Genomic DNA, 18,796 nt, shown 5'->3' with positions numbered 1-18,796 from the left:
TCCACCGTATAGTTATGCAAAATACCCTTACCGTTCAGTCCGGAATTTTCCGGACAGGTTGGTCTCGAACAGCGATGCTGGTCGCTACGTTACTTACTGGCAATGTCGTTACCGCTCAAACTAAATCAGCGGCTGTTACCATTCCTGAAAACGTTACGAAAGTTACCTCTGTCGAAGGGATCACGGAGTACCAACTCAAAAATGGTCTGCGCGTATTGCTTTTTCCAGATCCATCAAAACCGACCGTGACGGTTAATGTTACGTATCTGGTCGGTTCACGGCATGAAGGTCTGGGCGAAAGTGGCATGGCGCATCTGCTCGAACACATGGTGTTCAAGGGTTCGCCCAAGCATAAGAATATCATGCAGGAACTAACCGAACACGGCACCTGGCCCAACGGTACCACCTGGCTCGACCGCACGAACTACTTCGAAACCTTTTCAGCGACCGACGAGAATCTGAAATGGGCACTCGACCTCGAATCGGACCGGATGGTGAATAGCTTCATCGACAAAAAAGACCTCGAAACCGAGTTTACCGTGGTGCGGAACGAGTTTGAGATCGGCGAAAATTCTCCGCAGTGGACGCTCGAAAAACGGGTCATGTCATCAGCTTACCTCTGGCATAACTACGGTCGCTCGACCATCGGCTCGAAGGAAGACATAGAGCGCGTACCGATCGATAACCTCAAGGCATTTTACCAGAAATATTATCAGCCCGATAATGCTGTGCTGCTGGTAGCGGGTAAGTTTGACGAAAGCAAGACGCTCGACCTGGTCAATCAATATTTCGGCCCGATCGCGCGCCCTACCCGGCAACTTCCCAAAACGTACACAGTTGAGCCCACGCAGGATGGCGAACGCCAGACAACGCTCCGGCGTGTAGGCGATACGCAGGGCGTGGCCGCAGCCTATCACACACCATCCGGGTCGCACCCCGATTACGCGGTCATGGACGTACTCATGGACGTGTTGACGAACGAACCTTCTGGTCGGTTGTACAAAGCCCTGATCGAGAACAAGAAAGCAGCTTCGCAATACGGCTGGACACCCGCTCTGCACGACCCTGGCTTTGCCTATTTCTACGCCGAACTCCGTAAAGATCAATCGCTCGATTCGGCGCGAACGGTTATGCTGGCTACGCTTGATGAGGTAAGCAAAAAAGCGCCTACCGCTGAAGAAGTAGACCGGGCAAAAACCAAGCTGCTAAAGGACATCGACATGCTCTTCAAGAATACGGACCGGCTGGGCCTGCAAATGAGCGAGTGGATTGCGACGGGCGACTGGCGCTTGGTTTTCCTGTATCGTGATGCGCTTCGTAAAGTACAACCCGCCGACGTGCAGCGCGTAGCAGCCGCCTATTTCAAACCCTCGAACCGGACCGTTGGGGTCTTTATTCCCGACCAGAAACCCGACCGCGCCGATATTCCGGAAACACCCAACGTAGCGGCTTTAGTGAAAGACTACAAAGGCGAAGCCGCCGTGGCTGCGGGCGAAGCATTCGACGTATCACCGGCTAATATCGACGCCCGGACCAAACGCGGAGCAGAAGCCAATGGGTTGAAGTATGCGTTGCTACCCAAAAGCACGCGCGGTAACTCAGTAAATATGCAGATTCGGCTACGTTACGGCGATGAGAAAAGTTTGATGAACCAGAGCATTCCGGCTCGTTTCACGGCGTCGATGCTCGAACGAGGTACCAAAACCCGCACTTATCAGCAGATCAAAGATGAACTGGATAAGTTGAAGGCTCGTGCTTACGTGTACGGCTACGGTCAGGCGGCTACGGTTCGGATCGAAGCGGAGAAAGACAAACTGCCCGCTGTTGTAAAGATTGTTACGGATTATCTGAAAAACCCCTCCTTTCCGCAGGCAGAACTGGACAAACTGAAACAGGAAGCCCTGGCCCAGATCGAATCGCAGAAGCAGGAGCCGCAGGCAATTGCCTGGAAAACGGTAAGCCGGTTAACGGAGCCTTATCCGAAAGGCCACCCGTTTTACACCATGACATTCGACGAGGAAATTGAGGCAATCAACAAATTGACGCTCAACGACGTAAAAGAATTCTATAAAAACTTTTACGGTGCTAACAGCGCGACAGTAGCTGTGGTGGGGGCTTTCGATGAGCCGACTGTGCGCAAACAAATCAAAGACGAACTGGGTAGCTGGAAAGCCGCAAAGCCCTTCTCGCGCATTCCACAGACGCTCTTCGCCGACCTGAAACCTCAGACGCAGTCTATCCAGACGAACGACAAAACGAGTGCCGTTTTTGCGGGCGGGATGCAGTTTCCGCTACGTGACGATGACCCCGAATTTCCGGCCCTGGCTATGGCAAACTACATCCTTGGCGAAGGTATGCTTAACTCCCGATTGGCTACCCGTATTCGCGTGAAAGACGGACTCAGCTATGGCGTTGGTTCGTATGTCTATGCCGATGACAACGACAAGGTGGCGAACTTCGGGTCATACGCCATCTACAATCCGGAGAACGGGGAGAAATTTGATAACGCGTTTAAGGAGGAGATTCTGCGAATGGCGAAAGACGGCGTAACAGCTGACGAAGTAAAAGCGGCTAAGTCAGCCATGCTTCAGGAACGGCAGTTGGATCGCTCGCAGGATGGATCACTGGCCAATAAATGGGCGCAGTATCTGACCAAAAAAGAAGGACGCTCGTTCACCTACGATGCCGATTACGATAAAAAGCTGGAAGCACTGACACCCGATCAGATTAATGCCGTCCTGAAAAAATACCTCGATTACGGCAAGCTAACGATGGTGAAAGCAGGCGATTTTGAAAAAGCTGCCAAGAAAGCCACTGAAAAGCAACCCGCTTCGTCAGCAGGAACGGGTACAAAAAACTAAGGGGTTGGCTACCGGCGACGCAACGATTGACGATTAAAGCTGTCTTTGATGAGCGGTTGACAACGACCGCTCATCCTTTTTTTGGAAAGGTCGCTGTAAAACCTGTTGATTGTAAATTCATTTCTTCCTACCTATACAAGATTAGCTTTTTTAGTACCCAACTAACTGTATTATTTTATTTATGCAAACGAAACTTTCCCGGTCCGGTGTGACCCGATCCGGATTTGCCCGAACGGGGGTGCTGGCGGCTACGTTACTGGTCGGTAGTCTGACCTTCTCAAGTGCCCAGGAAAAGGCGGCCGCCGTTGCGTTGCCGGAAGGCGTTACCAAAGGAGCATCGGTCGAAGGCATCACCGAATATAATCTGAAGAACGGCCTTAAAGTCCTGCTCTTTCCGGATCAGTCGAAACCGACCGTTACCGTCAACATTACGTATCTGGTCGGTTCGCGGCATGAAGGACTGGGCGAAACGGGTATGGCCCACCTCCTCGAACACATGGTATTTAAAGGATCGACCAAGCATACCAATATTCCGCAGGAGCTGACCTCGCACGGCGCACGGCCCAATGGCACCACCTGGCTCGACCGAACCAACTATTTTGAGACGTTTGCCGCCACGGACGAAAACCTGAAATGGGCGCTCGATCTTGAGTCCGATCGGATGGTGAACTCATTCATTAAGAAGGAAGACCTCGCTACCGAATTCACCGTGGTACGTAACGAATTCGAGATGGGCGAAAACTCCCCACAGGATATTCTGAATGAACGGGTTGTGTCGTCGGCTTTTCTTTGGCACAACTACGGAAAATCGACCATCGGTAACCGTTCCGACATTGAGAAAGTCCCCATTGAAAACCTGCAGGCGTTTTACAAGAAATTTTACCAGCCCGATAATGCCGTACTGGTCGTAGCGGGTAAGATTGACGAAGGCAAAACCCTGGCGTTGGTGAATCAGTATTTCAGCCCGATTCCAAAACCGACGCGGGTACTCCAGCCAACGTATAGCATCGAACCCACCCAGGATGGCGAACGCGACGTAGTGCTTCGGCGCGTAGGCGACACCAAAGTCGTTTCGGCGCTTTATCACATCATGCCAGCTTCGCACCCTGATTACCCGGCGATGGACGTAGTAACCGATTTATTGACCAGTGAGCCAAGTGGCCGACTCTATAAAGCGCTGATCGATACAAAAAAAGCGTCGCAGCAGTATGGCTATTCGTTCATGACCAAAGATCCGGGCTACGTGTATTTTGCGGCTGAATTGCTGAAAGAAAAATCAATCGACGATGCGAAAGCAGCTCTGCTCGGTACGCTTGATTCCATATCGATAAAAACCCCGACTAAAGACGAAGTTGAACGGGCTAAAGCAAAACTGTTAAAAGACATCGAGCTGAGTTTCAAAGACGTTGAACGATTAGGTCGTACGCTGAGTGAATTCATTGCTACCGGCGATTGGCGATTGGGCTTTATTTACCGCGATGGCCTTGAGAAAGTATCACCTGCTGATGTAGACCGAGTGGCGAAATACTATTTTAAACCCTCGAACCGGACGGTTGGCCTGTTCATACCAGACCCAACGCCTAGCCGGGTTGACGTACCGAATGCCCCTGATATCGATGCCCTGGTCAAAAACTACAAAGGTCGGGCGGCCATTGCCAGCGGTGAAGCCTTCGATCCATCACCAACCAACATCGACGGACGGACCCGGCGCTCTGAACAGCCTAACACCATCGAACTGGCTTTACTCCCCAAATCTACGCGAGGTAACGAAGTCAATGCTCGCTTGACCGTTCGTTACGGGGATCAGCAAAGCCTGAAGAACAAGAGCGCTGTTTCGGTCTTTACGGCGTCGATGCTGGACCGGGGCACCACAACCCGCAGTCGTCAGCAGATTAAAGACGAACTGGATAAGTTGAAAGCGCAGGTAAGCGTATCGGGCGGTGCCAACCAGGTGAACGTAAGCATAAAAACTAATAAGGAAAATTTACCGGCCGTTCTGCGCGTTGTTGGCGACATGCTCAAACATCCGGCCTTCAGCGCCGACGAGTTTGAGAAACTGAAGCAGGAGCAACTGGCCCAGATCGAATCACAACGTTCAGAGCCGCAGAGCCTTGCCTTTACGGCGTTCCAGCGCCAGATGAATCCTTATCCGAAGGATGACATTCGCTACACCTCAACGCCTGACGAAGACGTAGCCGACGTAAAAGCGCTGAAACTCGATGAGCTGAAACAATTCCACAAGGATTTCTACGGCGCTCAGAACGCTACGTTGTCTGTTGTTGGTGATTTCGATGAAACGCCCGTTCGGAAGGTAATTACGGATGAGTTGGGAACCTGGAAAGCCAAGAAACCATTCAGCCGGTTGGTTACGCCTTTCAACGACATCAAACCGAGTCCGCAGAGCATCGAAGCACCCGACAAAGCCAATGCGTTTATGGTGGCCGGTGTGAATCTTCCCTTACGCGACGATGATCCGGATTATCCGGCGCTGGTTCTGGGCAACTACATGCTCGGTGGTGGCTTCCTGAACTCAAGGCTGGCAGTACGTATCCGTCAGAAAGAAGGGATCAGCTACGGTGTTGGCTCGCAACTCCAGGCGAACCCGTTCGATAAAACGGGGATGTTCATGACCTATGCGATCTACAATCCAGAAAATGCGGAACGTCTCGAAAAAGCCTTCCGCGAGGAAATGGATAAAGCGGTAAAGGAAGGCTTTACGGCCGATGAAATCAAGGCAGCCCGTTCGGGTCTGTTGCAGGCTCGGATGGTGTCGCGGGCACAGGACCCGGCGCTGGCGAGCACGCTCAACAGTTATTTGTACCTCAACCGCACGATGGCCTGGGATGCCGATCTGGAGAAGAAAATGGAATCGCTAACGCCCGAACAGGTCAATGCCGCCATGAAAAAACACATCGACCCATCGAAGATTTCGATCATCAAAGCGGGCGATTTTGCCAAAGCTGCGAAAAAGGCCGCCGAAAAACAGCCTGCTTCCTCAGCGAGTGGTGGTAAGAATTAAACCGATAGTCTGAACCAGAATTTTATCAGGATTAACCGGGTTTACAGGATTCTATTGATTGCTTTTCGTAGAGCTTACTCCTGTCAACTAGTCAAAGCCTGATAAAATTCTGGTTCTTTTTTACATAGATAAACTATAAATATCGTTATTTACCTAAAAAACACGTTTAGCCATGAAGAAAGGATTATTTTTCGTGCTGTTTGGGTTAATTACGATATCCAGCCTGGGGCAGGGTCGAATCGTTTTGCTACGTGACACTACTCGCCTGAATCTATCGCTGGCGGAACTGGAGAAAAAATATCCACCAGCGCTTAACCGGGTTACGGCTAATGCCGGCATAACAACGGAGCAGAAAGGCGCTATGGGCAGTAATGCGAAACCGTTCTTTGATACGTTGAACAAAAGGCAACAGCGCTTTTTTACGTATGTAGAGCAAAACAAGCGTCGTTTGCCCGTTCTGGGAGTCATGATCTCGACGTATGAGTTTATCCGCCCCGACGGTACGTATGATTGGGTTTTCTGCGAGTTTTCGGGTAAAGACATTACCGATGAGCAGGAAGGTCAACTGTTGCAATTTGCTGCCGAATGGTATGGCCAACACCCGTTTCCAATTCAAACACAAACCGGCTTTAAATGGGTAGGCATGAGCATTTTAGGTGTCGTCCCCCAGAAACGAACAGTCCGGCGCGGGCCTGGCATCATCAGTACGATCGAAGCCGCCCAAAAAACCACTCGTCCTGACACGGTTACGATGCTGGCGTTTAATCAATTGGAATTGCGCAACATTCCCGAAATCGTTTATCGATTTCCCAAACTGGAAGAACTGGACTTATCTAAGAATAAGCTAAACGAGCTACCCGCTCGTCTGACATCCGATATTTCGACGTTGAAAAAACTGAGTCTGCTCTATAATGCTATTCCTGACGACAGTGTGTTTTTTACGCGCAACAACCACCTGCGTTCGCTGAATCTGCAGGGCAACCGACTAACCCGAATCCCGGCCTCTGTTCGCTTAAACCGCCAGCTCGAAAGCTTATGGATGGGCAACAATGAACTGAAGGGTTTGGATATTAAACCATTACGTCCGCTACGTCGATTAAACGACCTTAACCTCTACAACACGGGATTGACGCAATTACCAAAGGCTATTGGGAAGCTGAAACACGTAAAAGTACTCGATCTGTATTACAATAAATTTACGGAGTTGCCTCGCCAGCTTGGCCGAATGAAGCGGCTTGAGCAATTGGCTATTGCGCATAACAACATAAATGAACTACCGACATCGTTATCGAAACTACGTCAATTGCAGGTCTTATTTGCGCACCACAATCGCCTTAGTCAATTACCTGCTGAGTTGGGGCGACTGAAAAAATTACGTGTGCTTGATTTGGGTTATAATTGGTACACAACGGCTCCAGGCGTACTGAGTTCGTTGTCGTCACTGGAGGAAGTTGGCCTGAATAACAATCAATTACAGGAGTTCCCGAGCGTATTGCTGTCGATTAAGAACCTAAAGAAAGTGTACATGGGCAGTAACCCGCTGTTTGGCCGGGAAGCTATGAATAGTCCCTATGCATCGCAGATCAAACAGTTGGAAGCCAACAATACGCAGGTAACTTACTAGGTACAGTCTGCAATCGCACAGGCGATCGATTCAGTTGGTCTAAGAAGCGGTTAGTATGGAGTCAGGTTATCTAATTTTACTTAGTGAGGACGGCTCTCAATGGTTCGGTTTTAAGAAACCTCACGGGGCAGGTTGAAGAACCTGCCCTCACTAACTTTTTGTATCTCATATAAGCTCGTTTTCTAACTATAATAAAGTGCGATCGGCGACCAGTATTGATTAATCGTTCTCTTGCTCAATGACGGATAAAATATTGCCGGCCGGATCTTTGAACCAGGCAATGGTGGGGCCAGCATCCCGAAAAATGCCTTTTGCATCCGTCTTCATTTGCTCCGTATCATAGTGCTCAAAAACGATTCCGCTCCGTATCAATTCGTCAACCGCCTGATCAACGTTGGGTACTGGAAAATTCAGAATGGTAAACGTAGCGGGCGTATGATCAGGTTTGGGATAAATGATAATATGGGTACCGCCCTCGATCTTGAGTTCGAGCAATCCCATTACCTCAGCAACTTCCAGGCCAAGGACCTCGCCATAAAACTGTTTTGCTTTTTCCAGATCATCGACGGAAAAACCGCTGAACGCTTTGGTATGTCTGAACATAATTTTTTGGGGTTATTGTAAAGATTTAAGGGAAAGCTGACAGGCGTATAGCTTGTAAAGCACAAGTGTCTACAAATTTAGTCCCGGCGAGCACGGAACCGAGGGGGTAAATGCGACAATGTGAGGGGATAATTCCGACGTCACAACCAGGATAGGCGCTTTCACTTAGGAATTTCATCAATGTAATTAGGATCGTTTCAGCAGGTTACGGATTAAGCAGATAAAAGTAATCCGGCTAGTATCCTTTCGTTAACCAAATAATATTCTGCTTAGAAACTTCATAATCAATCTTAGAAAGGACGAATAAAGAGTGTCCTAACTGAGAAAAATACAATAATTTTGGTGTTACATCAGCACAAGTCCGTTCTGTGTTATGCAAGCCATTACGTCTCCTGTTTCTACTAATCCGAATCGAGTCTCGCTCTGGGCGAATTTAATTTCTGTCTACATTTTGTGGGGGTCTACCTATCTGTTCATTCATTTCATGACTGAACGGATGCCGCCGTTGTATATGGTATCGATTCGCTATCTAATTGCTGGTTCAATTCTGTATGGCTATGCACGACTGACGGGCACCCCTCGTCCAACGCGCCTGGAATGGCGGTCGGCAGGGACTCTTGGCGTCATTTTGTTAACGATTTCGAACGGCTGTCTGTCCATTGGGCTTCAATATATTCCCAGTGGCATGGCGGCTCTTTTGGGCGGCTTATTGCCCGTTTTCCTGCTGACGCTCAACTGGGTTTCGTTCGGCAAAAAGCGTCCCAGCAATTTGGCTCTGGCGGGCTTGTCCGTTGGCCTACTCGGTATTTATCTGCTCGTTAAACCCGACAAACTGCAAAGTACAACTGGCATCGATGCTAAACTGATTGGTACGGGACTCGTTGCCTTCGGAAACTTTGCGTGGGCGATTGGTACCTTGTTAACGCCCCGACTTACGCTGCCATCAGCCGCCATTTCGAGCGGCATTCAGATGATTGTTGGAGGTATCGTTACGTTGCTGGCTAGCCTCGTGCTGGAACCGGTAAATTTATTCAGCATTTTCGACGCGCCAGCGAAAGCCATTGGCTCCATGATTTACCTGATCATTTTTGGCAGTATCATTGGCTTTTCGTCCTACTCCTGGCTGGCCCGTAATGCTCCGCCCCAGTTACTTTCGACCTACGCCTTCGTGAATCCTGTCGTGGCCATGCTATTAGGAACCCTGTTTGCAGGCGAAGTCTTTTCAAGTCAATCCTTTGTCGGTGCCATTGTTGCCCTGGTAGGCGTAGTACTGATTACGTTGGGACGGAAATAATGTTGACTGAGCGATTGATAGAATGAATTGCAGATTCTCGTATTGACGCATGCTATCAGTCGCTCAGTCAAAACTAGACCGGTGGAGGACTGATACTCGTCCAGCCACCATCCACAACCAGACTCTGGCCGGTGATGTGCCGCGATGCGGGAGCAACCAGAAACAACGCAGCATTCGTAATATCGTCCACCGTAGCCGGGCGCCCCATTGGCGTAATACGTGACCAGATGGGAATGTACGTGGGATCGTCTAAGGTACGTTCCGTGAGCGTTGCACCGGGCGCAATCGCGTTGACGGTAATCCCAAGCGGTGAAAAATCGATAACCAACTGTTTCGCCAGCATCTCCAGGCCCGCTTTAGTCATGCTATAGACTGGCAGGCCCGGGTGCGCCTGATGGCCCACGACCGACGACATAAACAATACGCTTCCTCCCCGCCCCTGCTCCCGCATTTGCTTAGCCGCAGCCTGTGCCAGAAAAAAGCTGCCGCGCAGATTCAGCTCGACAATTTTCTGAAACGCTTCGGGTGTTGTGGTGAAGATGTCGCCGAAGATGGTGATGCCCGCATTGGCAATCGCCATATCGACCGAACCAAACAGGCTAACGGCGGTTTCGACCATTTTCTGGATAAACGCTACGTCTGATGCATCGCCGGGAAACGATTCGCATTGACCACTTCCACCGTCAGCCCGGATGGTTTCAACAGCCTTCAGTGTTAAGTCTTCATCATAATCATTGAGGAGCACATTAGCCCCCTGCTGAACCAGCGCTCTCGCTATGGCGAAACCGATACCCTGCCCCGCGCCAGTAATCAAAACCGTTTGCTTATTAAAATCAGCCATTAACCTATCGTTTTCCCAAAACTAGTTTTCCTGTTCAGCATCGTTTTGTTAATTCATGCGATTTACTGAGCGAAGTATTCAATCCTATCCGCATCGGTATTATTGTTGACGTTGACTTCGCCCCCACTACCTGCTACGATCACCGCACTAATAGCGACTAAACCCACCGTGGCTTTCGGGTTCAACACCCCATTGAATCCAAACGAAAGTCTGTCGCCGGCGGTAATACTCTGACTGGTTGTGAGAATATAATAGCTCGGATCAGTATTGTTAAAAGCCCAGAGGCTATTCTGCACGGAGCGGTTACCTACAAAGGTGGCTTCTGGAGCGAAGCTTAGATTAATCTTTGCGTCTTTGCTGATCTTGACTGTGATCAATCCGGTTGTCGCCTGTGCAGTCAACTCGACTACATCAATGACCAGCGTGATATCGGACGTACCATTGACTGTAGACGGACGAGCGTAGATTAGTGAAACCAGATCAGGCTTAGCGGATGCCGTAACGGTCACAACATCAACGGCGGTTGCACAAGTAGGGATTGCTGTCAGTTTATCGCACAATTGGTACGTGATGGAGTAGCTGCCTGGGGCCGTACCAGCCGCCACATTGACGGAACCCGTTACAGGGTCCAACATGAAACCAGTGGGCCAGATACCGCTTTGTGATAGGGTTGCATTTCCGCCAGTACCCAGCGTAGCCGGGGCGCCATTTATGTTATCGTTCGAGATTACGTTGGGAATCGCTACACCACCGGCTGTTGATACAGTTCCGTTCTCAGCAACAGCGTTGACAAGGAACGAGCCAATCTGGTAGAGTTTCCCTTCAGAAAAAGACAGCACGTACAAATCGCCATCAGGACCTTCTCCAAACGATACGGGCTTTGTCGACTCGGTTATGGTTTGCTGAATCTGCTGGAATGAGCCATTTGTTTCCCGCTTCAGTGTCCAGTACGTACCTCGTTCATAATCTCCATAAATATACCAGCCCTGCAAGTTTGGATAGGCACTCCCACGGTAGACAAATCCACCGGTAATGGACGCACTCTGCCCTGAGTTATACCCGGTATAGTCGAGGAGTGGCATGTGATACGTAGCGCTTGTTGAGCAATCCGTTCGGTACTGGTGACTGCCTTCGTAACAGGGCCAGCCGTAATTCTGAGTAGCTAATGCATCGGCCGCCGTGAAATTCAACTCCTCCCAGCCATCCTGCCCAATATCGCCCACCCAGAAATTGCCCGTCTGTCGGTCAAAACTCCAGCGCCAGGGATTTCGAAGACCCAAAGCGTATACTTCATCGGGAATTCCATCGCCGGGCGTGGTATAGGGATTAGTCGGTGGTATGGCATATGGGTTTCCAATGTTAACGTCAATACGGAGAACTTTCCCGTGCAAATCCTGTAGATTCTGCGCCAGTTGCTGCGCCAGTTTATCCGCGTTGCTGATCGGACCACGGGCACCAGACGACGAATCGCCGGTGGTAATGTATAGATACCCATCTGGCCCAAAGGCAATGTGTCCCGAACGGTGTCCACCGTCTGGATATGGAATCGTCAATAAAATAACTTCTGAATTGGGATCAGCTTCGTCTGGATTTGTGCTTTTCCGGGTATACCGGGCAAAAACCGATGTCATGATACTGTTCGAGTAATGAACATAGATATAGCCGTTACCCGCATAATTCGGATGCAGGGTAAAGCCCATTATACCCTCCCAGGTTACATCCCGAATTTTGGCGCTGAGGTCCAGAAAAGGTATCGTTTGGACAACTCCATTTTTAATTAGCCGGATTTTTCCGTCCGTTTGAGAAACCAGTTGTTGGCCTGAACTGATTACCGCTACATCAGTCGGCCGGTTTAAGCCGGAAGCGATCAGCGATAAGGTAAGCTTAGGCGTTTGCGCCGTTACGTTGAAAGTGATCAGAAGAAAACCAAGTAAATAATAGTTCATTGTGTAATCAGGTTGCTCACAACGGGCATAACAGCTATTCTAAGGCATCGACTTGACGCCCTGGAATAGCTGTTAAAGATAAGTATTCGGATGCAAAACCGAGGTATTAGTCAGTGCGAGTCCCGTTTGACTTCGCTGCCTGAACCACCCCGCAGGAAGTCAAAATCGGCGCCTTCGTGGGCCTGCGTTACGTGACGAATATACAGATTCACATAGCCCCGTGCGTAGCCCAGATCCAGTGGCTTAAAATGAACCAATCGCCCGGCCAGTTCTTCGTCCGAAACGTGCAGGTGTAGACTTCGATTGTGTACATCGAGCGTAATCAGGTCGCCGTTTTGCACCAGCGCGAGGTTACCGCCTACGGCCGACTCAGGTGATACGTGTAGCACGACCGTTCCGAAGCCGGTTCCGCTCATACGCCCGTCGGAGATACGTACCATGTCATGTACACCCAGGGCCAGAATCTTAGCCGGAAGCTGCATGTTTCCGACTTCGGGCATACCAGGATACCCTCGTGGCCCAACGTTTTTCAGAACCAATACACAGGATGGATCAACGTCAAGTTCAGGATCGTCAATGCGGGCTTTGTAATCATCAATATCCTCGAACACGACTGCCCGACCCGTATGTTGCATCAGCGCGGGCGAAGCCGCCGACGGTTTCAGTACCGCCCCATGTGGACACAGGTTACCCCGCAAAACGGCAATACCTGATTCGGGTTTAAAGGGCTGATCGATAGACGCAATAACGGCTGGATCATAGCATTGCGCTTCGGCACAGTTTTCGCCAATGGTATGTCCGTTGACCGTTAAGGCATCGTTATGCAAATACTGACGCAGCTCACGAATGACAGCGGGCAGCCCCCCCGCATAAAATAAGTCCTCAACGAAGTGTTCGCCAGAGGGTTGCAGATTAGCCAATAGAGGAATTTTAGACGACAACGTATCGAAATCGTCCAGCGACAAGTCTACGCCAACGCGCCCGGCAATGGCCGTCAGATGCAGAATAAAATTGGTTGAACCACCGAGTGCCGCATTCACCATAATCGAATTCTCGAAGGCCTGCCGGGTCAGAATCTGGGAGGGTGTAACCCCTTCGCGCACTAACTCAACCATGCGAGCACCCGTCAGATGCGCCAGCACTTTCCGACGCGAATCGGCCGCGGGAATGGTGGCATTGTCGGGCAACGCCAAACCCAGTGATTCGGCCATAGCCGCCATCGTGGAGGCCGTACCCATTGGCGCACAATGACCGGGCGAGCGTGCCATACTCGCTTCAGCTGCTACAAATTCAGCCTGGCTCATTTCGCCCATTTTGAACGCTTCAGCAAACCGCCAAAGGTCGCTCGTACCGATTTTTCGTCCCTGAAAACGCCCTGCCAGCATCGGCCCGCCCGACAGCACCATTGTCGGAATATCGACACTACACGCGCCCATCACGAGCGAAGGCGTGGTTTTATCGCAACCGCACATCAGAATCACGCCATCCAGCGAATTGCCCCGAATGCTTTCCTCAACATCCATGCTGGCGAGGTTACGAAACAACATAGCCGTTGGTTTGATCTGACACTCGCCCAGCGACATCACCGGGAATTCCAGCGGAAAGCCGCCCGCTTCCCATACTCCGCGCTTAACAGCCTCGGCCAATTCGCGAAAATGAGCGTTGCAGGGAGTTAATTCCGACCACGTATTGCAGATACCGATAACGGGTTTCCCTTCAAATTCATGGTGCGGAAACCCCTGATTTTTCATCCAGGCGCGATAAATGAAGCCGTCTTTTCCGGTGCGGCCAAACCAGTCTTGGGAGCGTAATGGCATTTTTCTGTAGGCAGTTAGTCGAATCTGTAAAGCAACAGACACAAACCGAAAAAGGCTATCGATGGTGCAATCTACCGGAGTACCGGCTATTTTCGGTCCGAATGGCCCAGGTCTTTCTCGGGATTCACGACATCCCGCACGAGTTGCTTCAGTTCCTTGATCTCCGGAAACCGTCCTTCTACTTTGCGATCGAAGATGACTTTATCTTCAATGCGTACCGAAAACCGACCACTAAATTCGGCCGGGTGCAGCAGTACGCCATGCACATCGTCGGTGAACGTAGTAAGCAGTTCCTGCGCCATCCAGGCCGACCGTAACAGCCAGCCGCATTTCGGGCAATATTCCAGGGTGATTGTAGGTTTCATTGAGTAATTAATTATTTTGAGGCTTCAGAAATACGTTACGCTTCGTTTATCAATACTGACATTGGAAGGCTATCTCCAGATAACTGAGTGGTCCAGGCTAGCCAAGTTAGCCTTCCCCGTCAGGGCCATCGCCAGTTCGAGTTCAGTTCGGAGGATTTCCAATACTTTCGTTACGCCTTCGGCTCCTGCGCAGGCTAATCCGAAACAAACGGGTTTTCCTACCAATACTGCACTGGCTCCTAAGGAAATGGCTTTGACCACATCAGTGCCTCGGCGAATACCGCCATCCATCAATACCGGTATTCGTCTGTCTATTGCTTCGGCAATGCGGGGCAGGGCTTCGATGGTGGCGGGAACCGTATCTAAATTTCGTCCGCCGTGGTTGGAGACGATGATGCCTGATACACCCGACTGAACGGCTTTTTCAGCATCGGCAGGATTCAAGATTCCTTTCAGTAACACCGGCGTCCTGGCGAACGATTGCAGCCATTCGATGTCTTTCCAGGTAAGGGGCTTTTGTTCACGTAACGCGCCGGGCATATGCGGGGTCAGTACGTTATTCGGTAACGTAAAATTAGCGCGCTGCTCCCGATTGCGGATACCCGTCACGACGGTGTCGACCGTAATGCAAAGCGCGCGACAGCCGTGTGCCTCAGCTTCCTGCACAAGCTCTTTGGTCAATTCACGGTCATCCCGAACGTAAAGCTGAAACCAGAGCGGTTGCGTAGCCACTTCCGCTATTTCGCTAAGTGGCGTGGTCGTAAACGAGCTAACTACATAAACCGCTGAAGCAGCCCCTGCGCCACGGGCCGTAGCCAGTTCGCCCTCGGGGTGCATGAGCTTATGGTAGGCAGTCGGGGCAATCAGAATAGGATATGGTAATTCATAACCAAACAACGTAACGCGCGTATCGAGCTTACTAACATCGGTAAGCACAGTCGGATTGAGTTTTATCGCATCCAGTGCTTCCCGGTTCCATCGCAGTGTCCATTCATCACCGGCCCCGCTGGCGACGTACTCGTAGGCCATTTTCGACATGGTCCGTTCGGCCATTTTTTCAACGTCGAACAGATTAATCAGTTCCGATAAATCGACCCGATCACCAGCTTTTATACCGTCTTTGTTCATATCCGATTTCCTTTTTTCAGGAGTGCAACGTTACGTCACACCGGGTTTTATTGAGTTGGATAAATGAACCGCCGAATAAGCACTGGCTGCAGATCGTGGTGTCGGGTTTAAGAACCCGACACTATGGCTGGCGCGAGATGTCGGGTTTGAGAACCCGACACCACAGTTCGGTGCTTATCTACTTTAACTCAATAGACCCGGTATGACGTACTGCCAAAACTGACGCCTGAGCGTCATACCAATCGTATTCCCTTTTCATCAATCACAATCTTTCGTTCGCGATACAACGTACCGATGGCTTTTTTAAAGGTTTTTTTGCTCATTTCTAACGCTTTGTAAATTTCTTCGGGCGGACTATTATCGGTAAGCGGTAGGAAACCGTTCTCGACTTTGAGCGTGGCCAGAATCCGTTGGGCATTGGGCTCTACGTTCTCGAAACCGGTCTTTTGCAAACTCACATCTACGAGACTGTCGTCACGAATGGTTTTGATGTAACCAATGAGCGGATCGCCGGGCCTGACGGTCCGGAAGATTTCGTTGGCGTAGACCAGCCCTTTGTAGCGGTTGTTGATGATGACATTCATGCCGAGATCGGTGGTTTCGTAGGCCAGTAGCTGTACCTCTTCACCTACGTAGAGGTCACGCACGTCAGGGTCTAGAAAACGACTTATTTTGCTCGAAGCCACCAGCCGGTTCGTTCGCCCATCGAGATACATAAACACAACGTACCACTGGCCTACTTCCATCGGTCGGCTCTGTTCGCGGTGGGGCACCAGCAGGTCTTTTTCCAAACCCCAGTCCAGAAACGCGCCAGCGCTCGTAATTGCGACGACCTGCAAACTGGCAAACTCATCGCGCTGGATGCTGGGCGTTAAGGTTGTAGCAATGGGCCGGTCTTCGGAATCGGTATAAACAAACACGTCGATATCGTCGTCGATATCCAGTGTATCGGGTACGTATTTGTTGGGCAATAAAATATCATTGTTAAAATCCTGGCTTTTTCTGTCCGAAAGGTCGCCGAGGAAAAAGCCAACGCTGGTTTCACGCAGCGCCGTTAGGGTGTTGATTCGTCCGATTTCAATCATGAGTACGAAAAACTTTCGGGAAGTTATAGAGATGAATTTCCTTTCACAAGTCTGGTTTTATTCGATGACGTTCGTGAATGACGCTCAGCCAGGATAAGGCTTTGACCCTCAGTTGTTTTGGGAGCTGATAAGGTTACGATTCTGTTTCTACACGAAAGCGAATTAGATATAGTATTGATTATCAACGCACTAATATTGCAGCCTGGTCGTTAATCAGTCAATACCATCCTGACTTGAGTTTTGTTAAAGCGTATTGGAGTTTCCGTATTGATAGCCGCCCTACGTCCGGCTGTCGCCATTGCCGCGAAGTTTATTCCCCTGCAGGTAGGCCCAGCCTCACTCCTCAATCTCTCGAAAACCAGCATTGTTGCCGAATCCGATGCCACCGCGTCCGATACGTACCGAACAACTATTTCGGCCCTGCTGAAGCCATTTTACACTACCTCTCCCGAGCTACCTTTACTGGACGTAAACTTTTGCGGAGAGTGCCTGCCTCTCGATAAAACCGACGTGCTGGATCGCTGGAAGCACGTTTTTACGCTGTTCCGTCCTCATGCCCGCGACCTCGGTGATCTACGCCAACGGGCTGATGCCTTCTTCCCGATCATTGACCCCATCCTGGCAAAATACGACATTCCTGAAGACTTCCGCTACATCCCGCTGGCGGAGAGCGGCCTGAAATCCAGAGCGATCTCGCGGGCAGGCGCGGGTGGGTACTGGCAGCTCATGCCCGGCACGGCCCGTGAACTTGGCCTGACCGTTAACAAACGTATCGACGAGCGATTCAATGTGCGCAAATCGACCGAAGCCGCCTGCCGGTATCTGCGGGAGTTGTATAATGAACTGGGATCGTGGTCTTTGGTGGCCGCTGCCTACAATGCCGGACCCATTCGTATAAAGAATCAACTTAAACAGCAGGCTCGCGGGGATTATTACAGCATGAATCTGCCCCGAGAAACCCGGTATTACCTTTACCGGATCTTGCTTTACAAAGAAGTGATGTCGCGTCCCGACGATTATTCGACGTTTCTGTCCCCTGCGCCTGCTCAACAAACGGCGTTCCTTCCCTGGTTATGTGCCGATTTCAGACAGGCTGCCTAGTCAACATGTCTAAAATCTATTCGTTATTTAACCTAACGTCAAAGTCCTGATTTCGGTCATCAGCTAAAACGCTGACCAGATACGTAGCGTTACGGCGCTGATCTGGTCAGCGTTTTATGAAAAAATCCTAATAGGATAGATTACTTTTTGTCAAAATAAAACCACAGCTTCACAAATGAGTTATTAGGGTACCGTTGGCCCTATACGTCTGACCAGCGTGATTTTTGGCAATTGAATGCAATCTGAAACGACTAAATCCACAAGTGAGCCATCGGGAAGGTCCGTCACGACCCGGCGGTTTGATCGTTTTTTTCTGGAACTAGCTGAAGTAGCCGCCTTTATCGGTCGTTTTTTTCGGGAAGCCCTCCTGCCACCTTATGAATTCAAAGAAATCGTCAGGCAATGTTATGAGGTAGGCTTCCGGTCGTTATTGCTTATTTCAACAACGGGCTTTATTACCGGCATCGTTTTCACGAATCAATCACGCCCATCCCTATCCGACTTTGGCGCTACGTCCTGGCTTCCGTCGCTGATTGCCATTGCTATTGTCAGGGCGTTAGGTCCACTGGTAACAGCGCTGATTGCGGCTGGTAAAGTGGGGTCAAGCATCGGGGCAGAATTGGGGTCGATGAACGTAACCGAGCAGATCGACGCGATGGAAGTCTCCGGCACAGATCCGTTTAAGTTCCTGGTTGTCACCCGGGTTATTGCTACGTCCTTCACGATTCCCCTGCTGACGATGTACACCATTTTTGTCGCCCTGATTGGCGCGTACATTAACGTCAGCGCCAACGAACAAACTAGTTTTACATCGTACATCCAGGAAGTGTTCGGCGCCATTACGTACCTGGATATTTTCGCGTCTGTTCTAAAATCCATCGTTTTCGGGTTCACAATTGGCATGGTGGGCTGTTATAAAGGCTATCACTCGTCGAAAGGAACGGAAGGCGTGGGCAAGGCGGCCAATTCGTCCGTTGTTACCGCTATGTTTTTAGTCTTTATTGAAGAACTTCTCTCCCTTCAGATTGTCAGCGCAATCCGGGGAAGTTAACTACAAGTGTGAATGAGCGAATGATCGAATGACTGAATAGCTGGCGCGTTTTTTATTCATT

13 protein-coding genes are annotated in these 18,796 nt (G+C 50.3%); 6 read left to right on the top strand and 7 right to left on the bottom strand.

All coding sequences use genetic code 11. The features are described 5' to 3' along the window. The first annotated feature begins 14 nt into the window (after positions 1-14). From IC230_RS13330 to IC230_RS13320, 3 genes are all read left to right on the top strand, one after another. Complete coding sequence (locus IC230_RS13330) at positions 15-2,861, top strand: M16 family metallopeptidase (RefSeq protein ID WP_191039522.1); 2,847 nt, start codon at positions 15-17, stop codon at positions 2,859-2,861. A gap of 181 nt (positions 2,862-3,042) precedes the next feature. Beyond that, the gene (locus IC230_RS13325; RefSeq protein ID WP_191039521.1) at positions 3,043-5,880 is read left to right on the top strand and encodes a M16 family metallopeptidase; all 2,838 of its coding nucleotides are present in this window, start codon (positions 3,043-3,045) and stop codon (positions 5,878-5,880) included. Between the two features lie 172 nt (positions 5,881-6,052). Next, positions 6,053-7,504: a leucine-rich repeat domain-containing protein gene (locus IC230_RS13320; RefSeq protein ID WP_191039520.1), complete on the top strand. Its 1,452-nt coding sequence runs from the start codon at positions 6,053-6,055 to the stop codon at positions 7,502-7,504. Positions 7,505-7,723: 219 nt separating this feature from the next. Here the strand turns inward: IC230_RS13320 and IC230_RS13315 are convergent, their stop codons facing one another. After that, positions 7,724-8,107, bottom strand: coding sequence for a VOC family protein (locus tag IC230_RS13315; protein WP_191039519.1), 384 nt, complete (start codon positions 8,105-8,107; stop codon positions 7,724-7,726). Positions 8,108-8,480: 373 nt separating this feature from the next. Here IC230_RS13315 and IC230_RS13310 point away from each other — a divergent pair, with 373 nt between their 5' ends. Continuing rightward, positions 8,481-9,401 (top strand): EamA family transporter, encoded by a 921-nt coding sequence (locus tag IC230_RS13310; RefSeq protein WP_191039518.1) that lies wholly within the window; start codon positions 8,481-8,483, stop codon positions 9,399-9,401. Positions 9,402-9,474: 73 nt separating this feature from the next. Here IC230_RS13310 and IC230_RS13305 read toward each other — a convergent pair whose 3' ends face one another. The 6 genes from IC230_RS13305 to IC230_RS13280 form a co-directional block, all read right to left on the bottom strand. Continuing rightward, entirely contained in the window at positions 9,475-10,242 is a 768-nt protein-coding gene (locus IC230_RS13305) for an SDR family NAD(P)-dependent oxidoreductase (RefSeq protein WP_191039517.1), read from the bottom strand. Between the two features lie 62 nt (positions 10,243-10,304). Beyond that, positions 10,305-12,188, bottom strand: a complete 1,884-nt coding sequence (locus tag IC230_RS13300) for a PQQ-dependent sugar dehydrogenase (protein WP_191039516.1) — start codon at positions 12,186-12,188, stop codon at positions 10,305-10,307. A 110-nt stretch (positions 12,189-12,298) separates the two neighbouring features. Beyond that, positions 12,299-14,005, bottom strand: coding sequence for an IlvD/Edd family dehydratase (locus IC230_RS13295; RefSeq protein WP_191039515.1), 1,707 nt, complete (start codon positions 14,003-14,005; stop codon positions 12,299-12,301). 86 nt (positions 14,006-14,091) lie between these two features. Continuing rightward, positions 14,092-14,370: a SelT/SelW/SelH family protein gene (locus IC230_RS13290; RefSeq protein WP_191039514.1), complete on the bottom strand. Its 279-nt coding sequence runs from the start codon at positions 14,368-14,370 to the stop codon at positions 14,092-14,094. 69 nt (positions 14,371-14,439) lie between these two features. After that, the gene (locus IC230_RS13285) at positions 14,440-15,498 is read right to left on the bottom strand and encodes an alpha-hydroxy acid oxidase (protein ID WP_191039513.1); all 1,059 of its coding nucleotides are present in this window, start codon (positions 15,496-15,498) and stop codon (positions 14,440-14,442) included. Positions 15,499-15,731: 233 nt separating this feature from the next. Continuing rightward, positions 15,732-16,583 (bottom strand): CvfB family protein, encoded by an 852-nt coding sequence (locus IC230_RS13280; protein ID WP_191039512.1) that lies wholly within the window; start codon positions 16,581-16,583, stop codon positions 15,732-15,734. 240 nt (positions 16,584-16,823) lie between these two features. On the opposite strand from IC230_RS13280, the gene IC230_RS13275 reads away from it, so the two are divergent. Continuing rightward, a complete protein-coding gene (locus IC230_RS13275) occupies positions 16,824-17,684 on the top strand; it encodes a lytic transglycosylase domain-containing protein (protein WP_223860634.1) in 861 nt (286 codons plus the stop codon). Between the two features lie 235 nt (positions 17,685-17,919). Continuing rightward, positions 17,920-18,735, top strand: coding sequence for an MlaE family ABC transporter permease (locus tag IC230_RS13270; RefSeq protein WP_191039511.1), 816 nt, complete (start codon positions 17,920-17,922; stop codon positions 18,733-18,735). The last annotated feature ends 61 nt before the right edge of the window (positions 18,736-18,796 follow it).

Origin of the sequence: Spirosoma validum, from assembly GCF_014699035.1 — a bacterium.
GTDB classification, from domain to species: Bacteria; Bacteroidota; Bacteroidia; order Cytophagales; family Spirosomataceae; genus Spirosoma; species Spirosoma validum.
This window is presented reverse-complemented; position numbering and strand designations above follow the sequence as displayed.